Origin of the sequence: Pseudomonas sp. PS02303 (assembly GCF_029959925.1) — a bacterium.
Lineage (GTDB): Bacteria > Pseudomonadota > Gammaproteobacteria > Pseudomonadales > Pseudomonadaceae > Aquipseudomonas > Aquipseudomonas mandelii.
In genome coordinates, this window is sequence record NZ_JASCOM010000003.1 from 79,785 (window position 1) to 98,320 (window position 18,536).

At 59.3% G+C, this 18,536-nt stretch carries 18 protein-coding genes; 15 read left to right on the top strand and 3 right to left on the bottom strand.

Annotation, left to right across the window (positions count from 1 at the left end):
• The first annotated feature begins 95 nt into the window (after nt 1-95).
• The 4 genes from arsH to arsJ are packed head-to-tail and all read left to right on the top strand — an operon-like array spanning nt 96 to nt 3,357.
• Nucleotides 96-812 (top strand): arsenical resistance protein ArsH, encoded by a 717-nt coding sequence (arsH, locus tag QMX98_RS01835; RefSeq protein ID WP_282410144.1) that lies wholly within the window; start codon nt 96-98, stop codon nt 810-812.
• Between the two features lie 11 nt (nt 813-823).
• Nucleotides 824-1,099, top strand: coding sequence for a dual specificity protein phosphatase (locus QMX98_RS01840; RefSeq protein WP_010455852.1), 276 nt, complete (start codon nt 824-826; stop codon nt 1,097-1,099).
• A gap of 23 nt (nt 1,100-1,122) precedes the next feature.
• On the top strand, nt 1,123-2,127 hold the full coding sequence (locus QMX98_RS01845) for an ArsJ-associated glyceraldehyde-3-phosphate dehydrogenase (RefSeq protein WP_077748114.1): 1,005 nt from the start codon (nt 1,123-1,125) through the stop codon (nt 2,125-2,127).
• 9 nt (nt 2,128-2,136) lie between these two features.
• Nucleotides 2,137-3,357: an organoarsenical effux MFS transporter ArsJ gene (gene arsJ, locus QMX98_RS01850; protein ID WP_282410145.1), complete on the top strand. Its 1,221-nt coding sequence runs from the start codon at nt 2,137-2,139 to the stop codon at nt 3,355-3,357.
• A gap of 272 nt (nt 3,358-3,629) precedes the next feature.
• Here the strand turns inward: arsJ and QMX98_RS01855 are convergent, their stop codons facing one another.
• Both QMX98_RS01855 and QMX98_RS01860 read right to left on the bottom strand, forming a co-directional pair.
• On the bottom strand, nt 3,630-3,872 hold the full coding sequence (locus QMX98_RS01855) for a thioredoxin family protein (protein ID WP_010455847.1): 243 nt from the start codon (nt 3,870-3,872) through the stop codon (nt 3,630-3,632).
• Between the two features lie 22 nt (nt 3,873-3,894).
• A complete protein-coding gene (locus QMX98_RS01860; protein WP_282410146.1) occupies nt 3,895-5,337 on the bottom strand; it encodes a permease in 1,443 nt (480 codons plus the stop codon).
• Between the two features lie 385 nt (nt 5,338-5,722).
• Between QMX98_RS01860 and QMX98_RS01865 the strand changes: the two genes are divergently transcribed.
• The 8 genes from QMX98_RS01865 (at nt 5,723) to QMX98_RS01900 (ending at nt 12,653) form a co-directional block, all read left to right on the top strand.
• Entirely contained in the window at nt 5,723-5,920 is a 198-nt protein-coding gene (locus tag QMX98_RS01865; RefSeq protein WP_282410147.1) for a hypothetical protein, read from the top strand.
• Nucleotides 5,921-6,262: 342 nt separating this feature from the next.
• Nucleotides 6,263-7,243 carry a quinone oxidoreductase gene (locus QMX98_RS01870; protein WP_010455841.1) on the top strand — a complete coding sequence of 327 codons (981 nt, stop codon included), beginning with the start codon at nt 6,263-6,265 and terminating at the stop codon, nt 7,241-7,243.
• 13 nt (nt 7,244-7,256) lie between these two features.
• Nucleotides 7,257-8,105 carry a TauD/TfdA family dioxygenase gene (locus tag QMX98_RS01875; RefSeq protein ID WP_083376320.1) on the top strand — a complete coding sequence of 283 codons (849 nt, stop codon included), beginning with the start codon at nt 7,257-7,259 and terminating at the stop codon, nt 8,103-8,105.
• A gap of 87 nt (nt 8,106-8,192) precedes the next feature.
• Nucleotides 8,193-9,245, top strand: coding sequence for a 3-keto-5-aminohexanoate cleavage protein (locus QMX98_RS01880; RefSeq protein WP_077748120.1), 1,053 nt, complete (start codon nt 8,193-8,195; stop codon nt 9,243-9,245).
• A gap of 90 nt (nt 9,246-9,335) precedes the next feature.
• Nucleotides 9,336-10,661 carry an MFS transporter gene (locus QMX98_RS01885; protein WP_282410148.1) on the top strand — a complete coding sequence of 442 codons (1,326 nt, stop codon included), beginning with the start codon at nt 9,336-9,338 and terminating at the stop codon, nt 10,659-10,661.
• Complete coding sequence (locus tag QMX98_RS01890; RefSeq protein WP_282410149.1) at nt 10,658-11,323, top strand: DsbA family protein; 666 nt, start codon at nt 10,658-10,660, stop codon at nt 11,321-11,323. Before QMX98_RS01885 ends, QMX98_RS01890 begins: the two co-directional genes overlap by 4 nt.
• On the top strand, nt 11,320-11,646 hold the full coding sequence (locus QMX98_RS01895; RefSeq protein WP_010455834.1) for a Rieske 2Fe-2S domain-containing protein: 327 nt from the start codon (nt 11,320-11,322) through the stop codon (nt 11,644-11,646). The genes QMX98_RS01890 and QMX98_RS01895 overlap by 4 nt, the downstream gene beginning before the upstream one ends.
• Nucleotides 11,643-12,653 carry a putative sulfate exporter family transporter gene (locus QMX98_RS01900; protein ID WP_282410150.1) on the top strand — a complete coding sequence of 337 codons (1,011 nt, stop codon included), beginning with the start codon at nt 11,643-11,645 and terminating at the stop codon, nt 12,651-12,653. Before QMX98_RS01895 ends, QMX98_RS01900 begins: the two co-directional genes overlap by 4 nt.
• 240 nt (nt 12,654-12,893) lie before the next feature.
• On the opposite strand, the gene QMX98_RS01905 is transcribed toward QMX98_RS01900, so the two are convergent.
• Nucleotides 12,894-13,946 carry an AraC family transcriptional regulator gene (locus tag QMX98_RS01905; protein WP_282410151.1) on the bottom strand — a complete coding sequence of 351 codons (1,053 nt, stop codon included), beginning with the start codon at nt 13,944-13,946 and terminating at the stop codon, nt 12,894-12,896.
• A 355-nt stretch (nt 13,947-14,301) separates the two neighbouring features.
• Here QMX98_RS01905 and QMX98_RS01910 point away from each other — a divergent pair, with 355 nt between their 5' ends.
• From QMX98_RS01910 to QMX98_RS01920, 3 genes are all read left to right on the top strand, one after another.
• The gene (locus QMX98_RS01910) at nt 14,302-14,868 is read left to right on the top strand and encodes an alpha/beta fold hydrolase (RefSeq protein ID WP_282410152.1); all 567 of its coding nucleotides are present in this window, start codon (nt 14,302-14,304) and stop codon (nt 14,866-14,868) included.
• Between the two features lie 127 nt (nt 14,869-14,995).
• A complete protein-coding gene (locus tag QMX98_RS01915) occupies nt 14,996-16,999 on the top strand; it encodes a DUF1302 domain-containing protein (protein WP_282410153.1) in 2,004 nt (667 codons plus the stop codon).
• A 41-nt stretch (nt 17,000-17,040) separates the two neighbouring features.
• On the top strand, nt 17,041-18,399 hold the full coding sequence (locus QMX98_RS01920; protein WP_010455826.1) for a DUF1329 domain-containing protein: 1,359 nt from the start codon (nt 17,041-17,043) through the stop codon (nt 18,397-18,399).
• Nucleotides 18,400-18,536: the final 137 nt, after the last annotated feature.

The following is an 18,536-nucleotide window of genomic DNA, read 5'->3' on the forward strand; positions in this document are numbered from 1 at the left end:
ATGAGTAAAAATCGCCTTTCCTTCCTGGACCGATAGCTGGTTGAAGTGCCGTTGGTTCGATGACTCCAAGAGCGCTGTTGCGCAGGACAAAGACTATGTTTGAAGACGACATCCCCCAACTCGATACCGACCTGGTTGATCTTCCATCGGCTGACAAGCTGGGCATCGAGAAGACATCCATCCACAAGCCGCGCATTTTGCTGCTGTACGGATCGACCCGTGAGCGCTCCTTCAGTCGCCTGATGGTCGAGGAGGCCGCTCGACTGCTGGAGCACTTCGGCGCCGAGGCGCGGATTTTCAATCCGTCCGGTTTGCCGCTGCCAGATGACGCCCCCGACAACCATCCGCGCGTGAAGGAGTTACGCGAGCTGATGTTGTGGTCGGAAGGGCAGGTCTGGTGTTCCCCGGAGCGTCACGGTTCCATGAGCGCGGTCTTCAAGGCGCAGATCGACTGGGTGCCACTCGCAATGGGTGCGGTACGCCCGACCCAGGGCAAAACCCTCGCCGTCATGCAGGTGTGTGGTGGCTCGCAGTCGTTCAACGTGGTCAATCAGTTGCGAGTGCTGGGACGTTGGATGCGCATGTTCACCATCCCCAACCAATCCTCCGTGCCAAAGGCCTATATGGAGTTCGACGATAACGGCCGGATGAAACCTTCTCCGTTCTACGACCGCATCGTGGATGTGATGGAAGAGTTGGTGAAATTCACGCTGCTGCTTCGCGACCGTCAGGACTATCTGGTCAACCGTTACTCCGAGCGCAAGGAGTCGGCGGAAGAACTCATGAAACGTGTCAATCAGCGCTCCATCTGAGGATTTTCACCGTGCAACAACACCCTTATTCCGTGCTACCCCTGGCACAGTTCAATGGCCAATTGATCTTCACCCCGCAGCGGCTGACCGAAGGGGACACCATCGCCATCCATTGCAAGGGCGGATCGGGTCGTACCGGTTTGGTCGCCGCTCAACTGTTGATCGAGAGCGATGTGCCCTTTAGCGATGCCATCCGCGATGTTCAGTCGTTGCGTCCACGCGCCATTCAACATCCTGCCCATATCGAATACATCGGCCAGTTCGACACCCAGTCGAACTCCCACTGACTACAGATACAGAGCACAACAACATGACTATCAAAGTTGGCATCAATGGTTTTGGTCGGATCGGTCGCCTCGCGCTGCGAGCAGCCTGGGGCTGGCCAGAATTCGAATTCGTGCAGATCAACGATCCAGCGGGTGACGCGGCGACGCATGCACACTTGCTGAACTTCGACTCGGTGCATGGTCGTTGGCACCACGAAGCCAGCGCGGAAGGCGATCAGGTGGTGATTGGCGGCAAGCGCATCAAGGTGACCGCTAACAAAGCGATTGCCGACACCGACTGGTCGGGTTGCGATCTGGTGATCGAGGCCAGCGGCAAGATGAAAACCGTGGCGGTGTTGCAAGCCTACCTGGATCAGGGCGTCAAGCGTGTGGTGGTTTGCGCTCCGGTGAAGGAAAAAGGGGCGTTGAACGTCGTCATGGGCGTCAACCATCAGTTGTTCAAACCGGCTGAACATCGCATCGTTACCGCCGCTTCGTGCACCACCAACTGTCTGGCACCCGTGGTGAAAGTCATCCACGAGAAACTGGGCATTCGTCATGGCTCGATCACCACTATCCACGACCTGACGAACACCCAAAGCATTCTCGATCAACCGCACAAGGATCTGCGTCGTGCGCGTGCTTCGGGTATGAGCCTGATTCCAACCAGCACCGGCTCGGCCACCGCGATTGCCGAAATCTTCCCGGAACTGCGCGGACGCCTGAATGGTCATGCCGTTCGTGTGCCGCTGGCCAACGCGTCGCTGACCGACTGCGTCTTTGAAGTCGAGCGTGCCACCACTGTCGAAGAGGTGAATCAACTCCTCAAGGACGCCTCCGAGAACGAGCTGAAAGACATCCTCGGTTTTGAGGAGCGTCCGTTGGTGTCCATCGACTACCGCACCGACCCGCGCTCATCGATCATCGATGCACTGTCGACGATGGTGATCAATGGTACTCAAGTGAAGATCTATGCCTGGTACGACAACGAATGGGGCTATGCCAATCGCGCCGTCGAACTGGCCAGACTGGTCAGTCTGGCGGACTAAGGAGCGGTCATGAAAGCGTTGTCAGCCCTCGCTCCGGAAGTGCGGCAGTACTTGCTCGTCACGGGCAACTATTGGGCCTTCACCCTCACCGACGGTGCCTTGCGCATGTTGGTGGTGTTGCACTTTCACGCGTTGGGCTACAGCCCACTGCAAATCGCGGCGTTGTTTCTGTTCTACGAAATCTTTGGCGTGATCACCAACCTGGTGGGTGGCTACCTCGGCGCCCGGCTGGGACTGAATCGAACCATGAATATCGGGCTGGGTATCCAAGTCGTGGCGCTGTTGATGCTGACGGTTCCTGTCGCTTGGCTAACCATCCCATGGGTGATGGGCGCACAGGCGCTGTCGGGGATTGCCAAAGACCTGAACAAGATGAGTGCCAAAAGCTCCATCAAGCTTCTTGTTCCGGATGGGCAACAGGGAAAGCTCTACCAGTGGGTGGCAATCCTCACCGGCTCGAAGAACGCACTCAAGGGGGTCGGCTTCTTTCTCGGCGGAGCCTTGCTGGCATTGATCGGCTTCAAAGGTGCATTGCTGGCCATGGCGGGTGTTCTGGCGCTGATCTGGATCAGCAGCTTGATACTGCTGAAGAAGGACCTGGGCAAAGCGAAAGCCAAACCCAAGTTTCGCGACATCCTGTCCAAGAGTCGGGCGATCAATATCCTTTCGGCGGCGCGGATGTTCTTGTTCGGAGCCCGTGATGTCTGGTTTGTGGTGGCCTTGCCGGTGTACCTGAGCAGCGTGTTCGGCTGGGACTTCTGGAAGGTTGGCGGCTTTCTTGCGGCGTGGGTGATCGGCTACGGCATCGTGCAGTCGTTTGCGCCCAACATCACTGGCAAGAAACGCGGCCACGTACCGGATGGTCGTGCGGCATTTCTGTGGGCACTTGCACTGGCAGGCTTGCCTGCGGCAATTGCTCTCGGGCTTGACACTGCTTTGTCGCAGCAGATGATGCTACTCGGCGGATTGATGGTCTTTGGTGCGCTGTTCGCGGTGAATTCGTCGCTGCACAGCTACTTGATCGTGTCCTATGCCAAGGAAGATGGCGTGTCGCTGGATGTGGGGTTTTATTACATGTCGAATGCGATGGGAAGGCTGATAGGCACAGTACTGTCCGGGTGGGTTTATCAGGTGTATGGGCTGCAAGCGTGCTTGTGGATATCGAGTGCATTCGTTCTGCTCGCAGCACTGATTTCTATCGGGCTGCCAAGGCATGCCGAGGCGATATGAAACTGTCAGGCCGATAACCCTCTTCGCGCTATGCGCGTTTGGGGGGGGCGGTAGAGCCTGAATCAGCAGCTGTCGGAGGTACGCCATGGGCAATTTATCCACATCCCCGCACTGTCTTTCGTGGTGATTGCAGCGTTCGCATTGAGCGCTTGTGATAAAGGCGAGACACCCGCCAAGCGTCCGTCCGGTATGGACAAGACGATTGAAGGGAGATGATTTACAGGTGAGTGGCGCAATAACCAGGGGGATGAGGGATATCCTCCTTCAGCGCATCATTGCGCAGTCGAAATCCAGCCCTGGATATCCGCAACAGTCGGAATCTTCCCGCTGCTTACAACCTTCTCGTTGATCACCAGAGCCGGCGTGGCGAGGATGTCATAAGTCATCATCTTGCCCATGTCGGTGATCTTTTCGAATTCGGCCTGGATATTTAGATTCTGCGTGGCCTGACGGGCAACGGCCTCCAGCTTCTTGCAGTTGGCACACCCCGAACCCAGGATTTTGATGTTCAGCATTGGAAGCTCCTTGGTGTGTAAGTTAGCTTGCTGTTTCTTTACGTTGATAACGGATCAGCTGGTAAATTGCGCCAGTTATGGCCAGTGAGGCCGCCATTCCTGCACCAAGGGTCAGCCAGTGGGTGCCATCGACCCAGGCACCAAATAGCAGGCCTGCCACGATGCTGAACGAAGCGACTAACCCAACATAGGCTGCGGTCTTCTTGCGACCAATCACCGCCGCCACCATGAGCATGCTCTGCAAGCTAAGTTCAGGATCCGCCATCAAGTAGGCCAAGAGCGGGCCAGGATGCATACCTAGATCAAGGAACATGCGGGCGACGGGCACTTCTACCAGGGTTGGGAAGTACATGAACACGCCGAACCCTACCGCTATGGCATTGGCGAGCACGGTGTTGCTGCCTGCAAGGCTTTCAATCCACTCGGGTTGAATCACCTGGCGAACCATGCCGACAATGAATACACCCACCACCAGCACAACAAATATCTGCTTGACGAAGCGCCAGGCTTCCCATAGCCAGCCTTGCCAGTCTTCGGCTGGCAGTTTTCGGGCAAAGTACCCAACAGACAGCATGGTCAATGCGACACCGAATACACGACCCGTGAAGGTAAAGGCTAATGTGCCAGGTTCTGGCGTCAGTCGCATTGACGCGATCAGCAAGGTACTAGCGGTCAGCCCCAGCGCAACCCATGTCCAGTTGTTGGCACCTTCAGTGATGTTATCCAGACCACGTTTGGCCGTGGCGGCAATCATCAGGAGTAGGGCGATGAGAACAGACCCTTGGAAGCTCACGCCTTCTTCTCCTTTACTGGCGTCGTATGGAACCCAGTCAAACAAGGTGTCCTGCCACGCCTCGGGCCAGAAAAGCGGGACTTTGAAACTGATCAGATCTGCGGTCAGGGGCCACAGTTTCAAGGTGCCCGCAATCAGCAAGGCCACCAAAGATAGCAGTACGCCCAGTGCAGGCCCGGAAACGCTGGCCTTCTCTGCGAACAGGGCATCCGCCTGTGCGTCGTGGGTCAGGTCGTCTTTCCAGAATAGGGTAGCCATCAGCAAGCCAATACCGATGCCGAAGATCAGGCAGAGGATCAGACGGGCGATTGCAAACTCCGCTCCCAGAATATTGCCGGTATAGGCCAGGGCCATGATGTTTCCTGCGGGAGCAAAAAACAGGAAGGTGATCGCCGGGCCGATACCTGCTCCTTTGCGGTAAACGCCCGCGAACAAAGGAACAATTGTGCATGAGCAGACGGCAATCAGTGACCCGGCTAGTGCCGCCGCAGGGTAGGAAACGTAAACAGGTGCATGTCGACCTAGCCAGTGAGTGATGCTGGCTTTAGGAATAAGTGCTGTCATGGCCCCGGCGATAAAAAACGCCGGCAACAGACAAAGAAGGACGTGGGCTGCCAAGTAGGAAGCCAGACTGCCGGCTCCGCCATTGAATAGCTTAAGTACGAGGTCCATGGAGAGCCCTCAATCCTTAGCGTTAAGGTCAGGTTTTATGGTATCCGCTGTGCGTTGACCGGGTTTGACTTCGATCAGTTGCACGCAGAAAAATTTTTCAAGGATGTGGTGCTGAAAGACCGATTCAGGGGCGCCTCCAGGGTGGCTATCACGATCAACCGGAATCGCTGCGCATAGCCTCCGTTGTGCAAGATCGACCTCTGGCTCTATAGCGTGAGACGCAGGTGAAAAGGTCGGGTTATGACTTTTCGGGCTTGTTATGCCGGCGGTCTGCTTTTGTATCCGAGTTCACACTGCCGTTCGTCCAGTGCCTGGCACTAGCAAGGCTTGGCTTCTCTCTGATGTTCATGCACCGACATCCCGTGCATCAGAACGGAGAGCCAGCATGGACATTGATGAAAATGCCCCAGGAAACAAATCCCAACAGGGCGTCACGGGCGGCACTGATAACGAAACAGGCCATGATTCAAAGGAAAATGAACCTGAGGTTCCGCTGCCAGGGGGCGACGAGGCGCCTGTCGATGAAGAAATGGCCGATGTGGATGCCAATAATTCAGTATCGAGCGAGCATCCCAAGCCTTAAGTCGATTGAAAGTTGGGATTCAGCAAATTGACCAAGCCTTATGCTTCAAAAGAAAATCCTTGTGGCACGGGTACCTGGTAAGTCACCTGCTGTTTGAGAACCCCGCCAGTGTGCGGGGTTTTTTGTGTCCGGGTTTTGAGTGTGAGAGCCCATACAGCCGGCCGTGACGCGTCAATTGAATTGCGCTATGGCGCTGACCGGGTTTGCGAAGAAGGGGGCGCCAGTGGCCAATTGTCATGAAATGAAAAGCCATTGTCGTCTGATGAAAAGCAGCTGGCCAGGCGGCGTCCTACAGTCCAATCAGCGTAAATCGACGCTGCACAGACTGGAGAATAAGAAAAAATGGCCAAAGCCGTACGCTTCTACGAAACCGGTGGTCCCGACGTTCTTTGTTATGAAGAGGTCGATGTCGGCGAACCCGGTCCGGGCCAGGTCCGTCTTCGTCATGTGGCGGTCGGCCTGAACTATGCCGACACCTATTTTCGTAATGGCACTTACCCGATCCCGATGCCCAACGGCATGGGGGTTGAAGCGTCCGGTGTGGTCCAGGCCATCGGCGAGGGTGTGACTAACGTTCAGGTGGGGGATCGCGTCACCTACACCGGATTTCTCAATACCTTGGGCGCCTACAGTACCGAGCGACTGATTGCGGCCGCGCCGCTGATCAAGCTGCCGGAAACCATCAGTTTCGAGACGGCCGCCGCCATGACCATGCGTGGCCTGACGTCGTCGTACCTGATGCGGCGCATTTATGATTTCAAGGCCGGCGACAGCATTCTGCTGCACGCCGCTGCCGGTGGCGTGGGGCTGATCGTTTCACAGTGGGCCAAGCTGCTCGGCCTGACCGTCATCGGCACTGTGTCCACCGAGGTCAAGGGTGAAATTGCCCTGGCCCATGGCTGCGACCATGTCATCAATTACAGCCACGAAAATGTCGCCCAGCGCGTGCGCGAGCTGACTGCCGGCGTGGGAGTCAACGTGGTGTTCGACAGCGTTGGCAAAAACACCTTCATGGGATCACTGGATTCGCTCAAGCGTCGGGGACTGATGGTCTGCGTTGGCACCGCATCCGGCCCGATTCCGGCTTTCGACCCGGTGATGCTGGCGATGAAGGGCTCACTGTTCCTGACCCGTCCGGCGCTGGCCGACTACATCGCCGATCCGGCAGAGAAAGCTGCCCTGGCCGGCGAGCTGTTCGACCACGTCGGCAGTGGTCGGATCAAGATCGAGATCAACCAGCATTATGCGTTGGAGGACGCCGTACAGGCCCATCGCGACCTTGAGTCACGCAAAACGACGGGCTCGTCGATTTTCGTCATCTAAGGAGCGATCTGCCATGAAAGTCGAACAATTGACCTGCAGCATTGGCGCCGAACTGATCGGCGTAAATCTTGCCGACGCGGTCCATGACGACGGTCTTTTTTGCGAGATTCGTGCTCAGTTGCTCAAGCATCGGGTGGTGTTCCTGCGCGATCAGGACATCACTCGCGCCGAGCACGTGGCCTTCGCCCGCCGCTTCGGTGAGTTGGAGGACCATCCGGTGGCCGGCAGCGATCCGGATCATCCCGGGCTGGTGCGCATCTACAAGAATCCGGACCAGCCGATGGACCGCTACGAAAACGCCTGGCACACCGACGCGACCTGGCGCGAGGCGCCGCCGATGGGCTGCGTGTTGCGCTGCGTAGAGTGCCCGCCGGTGGGCGGCGACACCATGTGGGCCAACATGGTCGAGGCTTACGCGCGTTTGCCGGAGGACGTGAAGGTGAAAATTGCCGACCTGCGCGCCCGCCACAGCATCGAAGCGAGTTTCGGTGCTGCCATGCCAATCGAAAAGCGTCTGGCGCTCAAGGCGATGTATCCGGATGCCGAACACCCGGTGGTTCGCACCCACCCGGAAACCGGGGAAAAGGTGCTGTTCGTCAACGCCTTCACGACGCACTTGAGCAACTACCACACCCCCGAGCGGGTGCGCTTCGGCCAGGACGCCAACCCTGGCGCGAGCGAGTTGCTGCGCTACCTGATCAGCCAGGCCTACATCCCCGAGTATCAGGTGCGCTGGCGCTGGAAGCCCAACAGCATCGCCATCTGGGACAACCGCAGCACCCAGCACTACGCCGTCATGGATTATCCGCCGTGCCATCGCAAGATGGAGCGTGCCGGAATCATCGGCGACAAGACCTACTGATCAACCCCTTCTGCATTCGCACTCGTAAACGCGTCTGCCCGGCACGATCCCGGGTGGGCGCGACAATCATAAGAACAGGAGTAACTCATGCAATTTTTTGACGATTCCCTGCACCCGGAAAACATGGAAAAGGTGGTCATCACCGTGGCCCCGTACGGCCCGGAATGGATGCCGGAAGACTTCCCCGAAGACATCCCGCTGACCATGGATGAACAGGTACAAAAAGCGGTCGAATGTTATGAGGCCGGGGCCACCGTCTTGCACTTGCACGTGCGCGAGCTGGACGGCAAGGGTTCCAAGCGCCTGTCCAAATTCAACGAATTGATCGCCGGTGTGCGTGAAGCCGTGCCGGACATGATCATCCAGGTCGGTGGTTCGATTTCCTTCGCGCCGGAAAGCGATGGCGAAGCCGCCAAGTGGCTGTCTGACGATACGCGACACATGCTGGCCGAGCTGACGCCAAAACCGGATCAGGTCACGGTGGCTATCAACACCACCCAGATGAACATCATGGAGCTGCTGTATCCGCAGTACCTGGAAGGCACGTCCTTGGCCAATCCCCTGTTTCAGGCCGCCTACAGCGAAATGACCGTTCCGGCAGGTCCGGCCTGGGTCGCCGAACACCTCAAGCGTCTGATGGACAACGGCATCCAGCCGCACTTCCAGCTGACCGGCATGCACGCGATGGAAACCCTCGAGCGTCTGGTGCGCAGGGGCGTCTACAAGGGCCCGTTGAACCTGACCTGGATCGGCATTGGCGGCGGTTTCGACGGCCCCAATCCGTTCAACTTCTTCAACTTCATCCACCGCGCGCCGGACGGTTGCACCCTGACTTCTGAGTCGCTGCTCAAGAACGTCATGCCGTTCAACACCATGTCGATGGCCATGGGGCTGCACCCGCGAGTGGGCAATGAAGACACTATCATTGATCACAAGGGCGATCGTTTCGGCTCAGTTGCGCAGATCAGGCAGACCGTGCGTATCGCCCATGAACTGGGTCGCGAAATCGCCACCGGCAAAGAAGCCCGTGAGATCTACCGCATCGGCGTGCAGTACCAGAGCATCGAAGAAACGCTGTTGGCCAACGGCATGGCCCCCAACCGCAAGGCAGGGCAGAAAGGTGTGCCGCAACGCGGCTGATCGGCAGACGCAGCGGGCGGTCAGGCCTCCCGCTCGCTGCACTGCAACACGCTTGATAACAACAATAAAACAAAGCTTTGAGGAGGCTGCATGGCCTTTCACCCAATCGCCGCAGACGATGACGACAGTGCTGTCGGTGTTGCGCGACCGTATGCCTGGATCGTCTTCGCACTGACGTTCGGGCTGTTGATATCCGATTACATGTCGCGCCAGGTCTTGAACGCGGTGTTCCCGATGCTCAAGGGCGAATGGGCTCTGAGCGACGGCCAGCTTGGCTTGCTCAGTGGCATTGTCGCGCTGATGGTGGGGCTGCTGACATTTCCCCTGTCATTGCTGGCGGATCGCTTTGGCCGGGTCAAGAGCCTGGCGCTGATGGCCTTGCTGTGGAGTCTGGCGACGCTGGGTTGCGCCGTGGCGCAGGACTATCAGCAGATGTTCATTGCACGATTCATGGTCGGCGTTGGCGAAGCGGCGTACGGCAGCGTCGGCATCGCAGTCGTCATTTCGGTGTTTCCCAAGCACCTGCGTGCAACGCTGGCCAGTGCCTTCATGGCGGGCGGCATGTTCGGTTCGGTATTAGGGATGGCGCTGGGCGGTGCAATCGCCGCCAAACTTGGCTGGCGCTGGTCGTTTGCCGGCATGGCGTTGTTCGGCCTGCTGCTGGCCGTGCTTTACCCGGTCATCGTCAAGGAGGCGCGCATTGCGCCGCAACGTGCCGCCCAGGCGGCGAACAAGGCGGCAGCGGTCAAGCGTCCGTTGCGTACGCTGTTTTCCAGCCGTTCGGTGATCGCTGCCTACATCGGCAGTGGCTTGCAACTGTTCGTCGGCGGCACGGTGATTGTATGGATGCCCAGTTACCTCAATCGCTATTACGACATGGCCACGGACAAGGCGGGCGGCGTCGCGGCCATTATCGTGCTGTGCAGCGGGGCCGGGATGATCCTGTGCGGCATGCTCAGCGATCGACTGTCGCGCCATTCGCCGGAGCGCAAAGTCACTTTGGCCATCGCCTATTGCCTAGGCAGTTGCCTGCTGTTGTCGGCGGCATTTGCCCTGCCGGCAGGGCCTGTGCAACTGGCGCTGATCTGCCTGGGCATGTTGATTGCCGCCGGCACGACTGGCCCTTGCGGAGCGATGGTTGCCAACCTGACCCATTACTCGATCCACGGCACGGCCTTCGCCACGCTGACCCTGGCCAACAACATGCTGGGGCTGGCGCCTGGGCCGTTCATTACCGGCAGGGTCTCCGACCTCATTGGCTTGCAGGCTGCCTTTCAATGGGTGCCGCTGGTCAGCATCGCGGCTGCGGCCGTGTTCTTTTATGCCAAGTGTCATTACCACAAGGACATTGCCCGGCTTAAGGGCGAGCAAGTCCACGATTCGGTTAGCAAAGCAGTGTTAGAGGTGAAGTTGTGAGTAGTCGTCGTTTACGTATTGATGTGTTCTTCGATTTCATCTGCCCCTGGTGCCTGATCGGCAAACGCCAATTGGAGCATGCGCAAGTACAGTTTCGCAGTCGCCACCCGGATGTGCAGGTCACCACGGTGTGGCATGGCGTGCAGTTGCTGCCTCAGTTGCCGGTACAAGGGGAGCCCTTCGCCCATTTCTACCGCAAACGCCTGGGCAATGCCGAGGCTATGACCATGCGCCAGGCCCAGGTACAGCAGGCTGCGGCGGCGGTTGGACTGACCATCGACTTCAGCCGCATCGAGACAATGCCCAACACCGCAGACGCCCACCGTTTGTTCGAACGCGTCAGCGTACTGGGCAATGCTACTCAGCGTGAAATGTTGCTCGAACGGCTGTTCGCCGCTTATTTCCGCAAACGCGAAAACCTGGGGTGCCGCGAGACCTTGCTCGCCATTGCCCGCTCCTGCGGCGTTGATGCGCAGGTGGTGCTCGATTGCCTGAAGGGCGACGCCACGCCATTTGACGGCTTTCCCGGCGCGACCAGTGGGGTGCCGGGCTTTCAGTTCGACCGTCGCATGACGATGGTCGGTGCACAACCTGCTCAGGCGCTGCTCGGGGCCATGAACCAAGCCCTGAAAGAAAGTGATCACGAGCGGCAACCTGCATGAACCGACGTATCCCCGTGCCTGCCGGAAAGCTCCCGCAGGCGGGCGGTCGTGCACTGTTCGAATTCGATGACAAAAGCCTGGCGTTATTCAACGTCGAAGGTGACGTGTTCGCCGTCGACGACAGTTGCCCCCATCAAGGCGCCTCGCTGTGTGGCGGGCGCCTTGAGGGGTGGGTGATTCAGTGCTGCGCCCATGGCCTGCGCTTCGATTTGCGCAGCGGTTACCTGCTTAATTCCACCGCAGTCAAAGTCGCCAACTACCCGGTTGAGATCATCGACGGCCAGGCTTTCATCGTTATCGTTCCCGAGGAGGCCGCGCCATGAGCGCCATCGCTCTCACCCGTATCCACAGCCGAACGCGCAAACTGGCGCCGGGCTTTATCGTCAGTTTGATCGTTGCAGCGGCTGCGTCCTTTTTGTCCGAGCACTACGGCGCGCCGGTGATGCTGTTCGCTTTGTTGCTGGGCATGGCGCTGAACTTCCTGGCCGGTGACGGTGTTTGCAAGCCGGGCATCGAGTTCACCGCACGCACCGTGTTGCGCATTGGTGTGGCGCTGCTGGGCATGCGCATCACCCTCGAACAGATGGCTGCGCTGGGCTGGAAGCCTGTGGCGCTGGTGGTGATTCTGGTGGTGGTGACCATCGGCGTTTCAGTGATCGCAGCCAAGGCGCTGGGCTTTCAGCGTTTGTTCGGCATGCTCACCGGCGGCGCCACAGCGATTTGTGGGGCATCGGCCGCGTTGGCGCTGGCGGCGGCATTGCCCAATCATCCGCAGAAAGAACGCGCGACGTTATTCACGGTGATCGGGGTGTCGGCGCTGTCGACCCTGGCGATGATCGTGTATCCGATGATTGCCAACTGGCTGTCGTTGTCGCCACAAGTGGCGGGCGTGTTTCTGGGGGCGACCATTCACGATGTCGCCCAGGTGGTCGGTGCCGGTTACAGCATGTCGACCGAGACCGGCGATACGGCCACGGTGGTCAAGTTGATGCGGGTTGCCATGTTGCTGCCGGTGATCGTGTGTGCCGCCATGATCACCCGCATGCAGGGCGCCGACCCGACCGGCAAACGACCTCCGCTGCTACCTTGGTTCGCCGTCGGGTTTCTGATGTTGGCCTGTATCAACAGCACCGGGTGGGTGGCCCCGGTGGTGCAAGGGTCGGTCAACGAGTTGTCGCGCTGGTGCCTGGTGGTTTCCATCAGCGCCCTGGGTATGAAAACCCAACTCAAGGAGCTGGCGGCGGTGGGCATCAAGCCGATTTTGTTGATGGTGGGGGAGACGGTGTTCCTCGTCGTGCTGGTGCTGTTGTTGCTGCGCTGGGGAATGTAGGTACACAAACTTGTGGCGAGGGAGCTTGCTCCCGCTGGGGAGCGAAGCGCCCCACAAAGACCACCGCGCTTTTTCAGAAACTACTCGGCGTCTTTTTTGGGGCCGCTGCGCACCCCAGCGGGAGCAAGCTCCCTCGCCACAGGACTCCTCGGCCGGTGTCACAGACACCGGTTCTTTTGCGGCGACTGTACCAGCAGTCGCCGCTTTTTTTTGCAAAACGCCGGGTCTGTTGCGTTCGGTTCAGGGTTCGCTGGAGCCGGGCGGGGTGGTCAGCTCCGGCGGTGCTTTGACGGTGTGCTTTTGCGCACTGCGCCATGCCGCGGGCGGCATGCCGAACTGGGTGATGAACCAGCGTGTAAAGGAACTCGCCATGGAGTAGCCGAGCATGTCGGCAATGCGCCCCAACGAGTAATTCGGGTTTTCCAGGTAGCGCAACACCAGGTCGCGGCGCACGTCGTTGATCAGGTCGTTGAAGGCGCAGCCGTCGTCTTTGAGGCGGCGCTGCAGGGTCCGAACGTTCATGCCCTGGGTCTGGGCGATCTGCTCGATGGTGGCGCGCCCCATCGGCAACAACAGGTAGATGGCTTTGCGCACCTCGAACAGCATCGAAGGGCCTTCGTGGCTGAGCAGCGAGTCAAGGTAACTCTGGGCGTAGCGCGCCATGGCCGGGTCGGCATGGGGGTTGGTCATGTCGAGGCTGGCATTGGGGCAGACGATGCCATTGAACTCGCTGCCGAACTCCAGTTTGCAGCCGAACAGGCGGCGATGCAGTTGCAGGTTGTCGGGAGGCTGGTGCGTGAAGTTGACGCTGTAGGGATGCCAGTGTGCACCGAGCAGGGCGGCGCACAGGCGGAACATCACCCCGATGGCCAGTTCATTGGCTTGTCGGCAGGGCATCGGCGATTCGGTGACCACCTCTTCGCGAATGATCACCATCTTGCCTGCCTCCTCGATGAAGAGGGCCAGCGAATCGTTCATCAGATGACGGTAGTGCACCAACACTTGCAACGCATCACGCAGCGTTCGCTGATGAGAGAGCAACAGGCTGACCACACCGAAGTCCGAGAGCTGGCGCGACTCGGCCATGCTCAAGCCGAAGCTCTGGCAGCCGCTGGCGGCGGCTGAATCCTCCAGCAACCGCACGGCGGCGTCGATGGGGATGCGATGTTCAGGAGCTTGCAATATGGCTTTACTCAAACCGACGCCGGCCAGTACGTCTCGGGGATTGAACCCCAGGTACTGGGTGACCTCCAGGTAGTTGGTCAAGACGGCGGCGCGAACAAGCTTGGGCATGCGAAGGTCTTTCCTGGGCCGGTTGCGATTCAAATGAGCGTGGCGACTATATCCAGCACTTCAGCAATTGAACAGTTGTGACAACGTCGAGGGCGCTCGCCCGGTGCTGGCCGGAATCACATCGTTGCAGTGTAAAAATCGACACGCACCCATTGATTACAGTGAGCTGGAGAGAAGCTGCGGGGATATTCGACCAATGGTCGCTGCGCGACAACACGCAGAATTTTGTCATGAAAAGAAAAGTGCCTGACGTCCAATGAAAAGCGCCTCGGTCGGGCGCTCTTTAATGTCACTCCTACAAAAAGCCCCTGGCCAATAGAGCCAGTCGAGTCATCGAGAAAGCGAAGGTGTTGACGTGGACAAACTGCAAACTGCCGCAACCGTTGTGATCGTACCGGGTCTGCGTGAGCACGTTGCCGAGCATTGGCAAACGTTGCTTGAATCCAGGCTGTGCAAGGTGCACAGTGTGCCGCCGCTTGAAACCGACAAGCTTGATTGCAGCAAGCGGGTCGAAGCCATTCAGCACACACTTGCGCAGATCGACGGGCCGGTGATTCTGGTCGCTCACAGCGCCGGCGTGCTGATGGTTGCGCACTGGGCTGCGCGTCACAGTCGGCCGATCAAGGGCGCGCTGCTGGCCGCTCCGCCGGACCTTGATGCCCAATGGCCGCAGGGCTACCCCTGCGCTGAAACCCTGCGTACCCAGGGTTGGGACCCTCTACCCAAAGGCCGGTTGCCGTTCCGCAGTCTGCTGGCCGCCAGTACCAACGACCACCTCGCCAGTCTGGACGCCGCCACGCGCATGGCCGAAGGCTGGGGCAGCGAGCTGCTCAATCTCGGCGAAGTCGGTCATCTCAATCCTGCCGCCGGGTATGGGCGCTGGCCACAAGCCGAAGCTCTCATCCTCGAACTGGACCGCTGATTCAGGCGCCGGTTGGCCCGCGCCATCCGGCATTTGCCCTCACTCCTGAAAACGTAAACCCCTGGAACAAGGGGTTGCGCGAGGGCGGCTGCGCTTAAAACAAATACAAAAAGGCGGAGACAACGCAATGCACAACAATAAGAGTCACGGGTTCGGACCCTCGCGTTACACCTTGTTGGCCTCGGCCATTCTGGCCGCAGGCGTGCCGGTCGCGCAGGCGATCGAGCTCGACACCGGGAACCCGGACTGGACCGTGCGTTTTGATAACACTGTGAAGTACAACTACGGCGTACGCACCGAAAGCGCCGACAAGCGCATGCTGGCAACGCCGAACAACAACGACGGCGACTACAACTTCCGCAAGGCCGGGACCAACATCACCCACCGTGTCGACCTGTTGACCGAGATGGATGTGGTCTACCAGAACCACATGGGTTTCCGTGTGAGCGCTGCCAGTTGGTACGACAAGGCCTACGAGAACACCGGTTCCAATTCCAATCCGTTCGTCAACGGCAACGACTCAAGGTCGGGGCTGGTCGCCAACGACCCACGTCTGGCCGCGGTCACCCGTGACAACGTCGGCAATGGCAGCCCGCACCTGAGCAACTATGCCCAGCGTTATTACACCGGTCCTTCCGGCGAAATCCTCGACGCCTTCGTGTTCTACAGCACCGAAGTGGGCGAGGAGTCGCTGTTAAGCGTCAAGGCCGGTCAGCATAACGTGTTCTGGGGCGAGACTATTCTCAACCCGGTGCACTCGAACAGTTACGGCCAATCGGGCCTGGACCTGGCCAAACTGGCTGCCTCGCCCGGTACCGAAGCCAAGGAACTGTTCGTTCCGCGTAACCAGTTGTCGATGTCGTTCACCGTCAATCCCGAGTTGACCGTAGGCGCTCAGTATTTCCTGGATTGGGACGCCGCGCGCCTGCCGGAAGCCGGTACTTATTACGGCGGTTCCGACCTGGTCGGTTTCGGTGCGCAATCCTTCCTGCTGGGCAACACCAATGGCGTGGTGCCGGGCAGTCCGCTGGGGTGTGGTCTGGCACCCTGTAACGGTTTGACCAATGTGCGTCGCGGTCACGACCTGACACCGGACAAGCGCGGAGACTGGGGGATTATGGCCAAGTGGTCGCCAGCCTGGCTGGACGGGACCCTCGGCGTTTACTACCGCGAAACCTCGGAAATCCTGCCGCAAGCCTGGCTGGATGCCAGAGGCTTGAGTTCGGCCAATCCCAACGGCACCCGGCCGGCAGGGCAAGTGCCTGCGGTGGTCAACACCCTCAACTCGCTGAGCACCGCCACCTATCAAATGGCCTATGCCGACAACATCAAGATCGTTGGCCTGAGCCTGTCCAAGGACGTGGGCGGGATCAGCGTCGGTTCGGACCTGAACATTCGTCACAATATGCCGTTGGCCAGTATTCCGGCGGTTGTCAGCACTAACAGTCCGCTGGGCCTGGGCGCAGGTCTTGGCCTGTTGCCTGCGCGCACGGCTGCCACCGGTGTGGTTTATGACACCCCGCAGAAGGGCGACAGCATGGCCGCCACCGGCGACACCTTGCACTGGACGCTCAACGGCCTGATGACCATTGCTAAAACGCCTGTGTTCGATTCGGCCACTCTGCTGGGCGAGCTGTATTACAGCAACCTGCTCAAGCTCGATAGCAACAACGAGGCGCTCTACAAGGGCAAGGACACCTATCGCGGCATCGACCAGCCGACCCGGGACAACTGGGGCATCGCGGTCAACTTCACCCCGACCTGGTACCAGGTGTTTCCCGGTGTCGACCTCAACGCCCCGATGTCCATCAACATCGGTCTCGATGGTGTTTCACCGGTCTCCGGTGGCGGCGCCAAAGACACCGGTAACTACGCCATCGGCCTCGGGGCCGTTGTGTACAACAAATACTTTGTCGACCTGAAGTACGTGGACTCATTCGGCAAGGCCGACAAGTGCAACGTCAGCGGCGTGAGTACCGGTCCGACCGGAGGCGACGGCGCTGCGCCGAATGCCTTTAGCGGTAACGAAAACTACGCCTGTTACGCCGGTGGCTACTCCGCCTTCTCCGGTGGCGGGGCCACGACTGAGGACCGTGGCGCCGTTTACCTGACGATGAAAACCACTTTTTGATTCACCACTGATTTGCTCAATGCAAGCAGGAGAATAACAAGATGACATTCGCAAAAACCGTGTTGGCCGCTTCGCTGGCCATGGTCCTTGCCGCCCAGGCACAGGCCGCTGTTTCAACTCAGGACGCTGCCCGGTTGGGCACCAGCCTGACCTTGGTGGGCGCTGAAAAAGCCGGGAACGCTGATGGTTCCATCCCCGCCTACAACGGTGGCCTGACCACGCCGCCGGCCAGCTTCAAATCCGGTGACAGCATGCGTCCGGATCCGTTTGCCAGTGAAAAACCGTTGCTGCAGATCGACGGCAAAAACGTCGAGCAGTACAAGGGCATGCTCAGCGCTACCACCGTTGAACTGGCCAAGCGTTTCCCGACTTTCCGTGTCGATGTGTTCCCGACCCACCGCACCGTTTCGCTGCCCCAGGCCATTCTGGATAACGGCGTGAAAAATGCCAGCGGCGCCAAATCCCTCGAAAACGGGCTGGCCATCGACAACGTACTGCCGGGCGTGCCGTTCCCGATCCCGCAGTCGGGCAACGAAGCGATGTGGAACTTCCTGCTGCGATATCAGGGCGTGAGCATCAGCTCCAAGTACGACTCCTGGAACGTCGATTCCGCTGGCGTGCCAAGCCTGGCGACCACTGGGCAGGCGTTCATTTCCTACCCGATCTACGAAAACCTCGCGCAGCCGATCAGCAGCGCCGACGTGTATTACCAGATGAAGCTGTCCTACACCGGCCCTGCGCGCCGGGCCGGCGAAGCGGTGATGCTCAAGGACGCCGCCAACCCGTTGCAACAACCGCGCCGTGCCTGGCAGTACCTGCCGGGCCAGCGTCGGGTCAAGCTGGCACCGAACCTGGCCTACGACACGCCTAACCCTGGCACCGCTGGCGCGGGCACTTACGACGATGTCTTCGTGTTCAACGGTGCGCTGGATCGCTACGACTGGAAGCTGGTGGGCAAACAGGAAATGATCGTGCCCTACAACACTTACAAGCTGACCTACGCCCAGGATCCCAAATCGCTGACCACGGCCAATCACCTGGCACCCGACTATGTGCGTTGGGAAAAACACCGCGTCTGGGTGGTGGAAGGCAACCTCAAGTCCGGCGCCCGACACATCTATCAGAAGCGCCGCTTCTACCTCGATGAAGACAGCTGGACCGCGCTGGCCTCTGATCAATACGACGCACGTGGTCAGTTGTACCGTGGCTCCTTCGCGTTCCTCAGCCAGAGCTACGACAAGCAGATCCCGGATTCCACGCCCTTCATGATCTACGACCTGGTGGGTGGTTCCTACAACATCAACGGCGTGGTCGGGCCTTATGGCGGCATCAAGTACACCGATCCGCTTTCCAAGGCGCAATGGTCGTCGGAGTCTCTGGCAGGTAGCGGGATTCGTTAAGCAAACCGTGACAAGCGTCCATTCGGTCCGCTGCCTGCAAGGCAGGGGATCGCGCGACGGTCGGCGCATACCGACCGTTTCGGACGCCAGGTTGGAACGTCAGGCACACGGACGTGTGTCCCGGCGCAGTTTTCCGA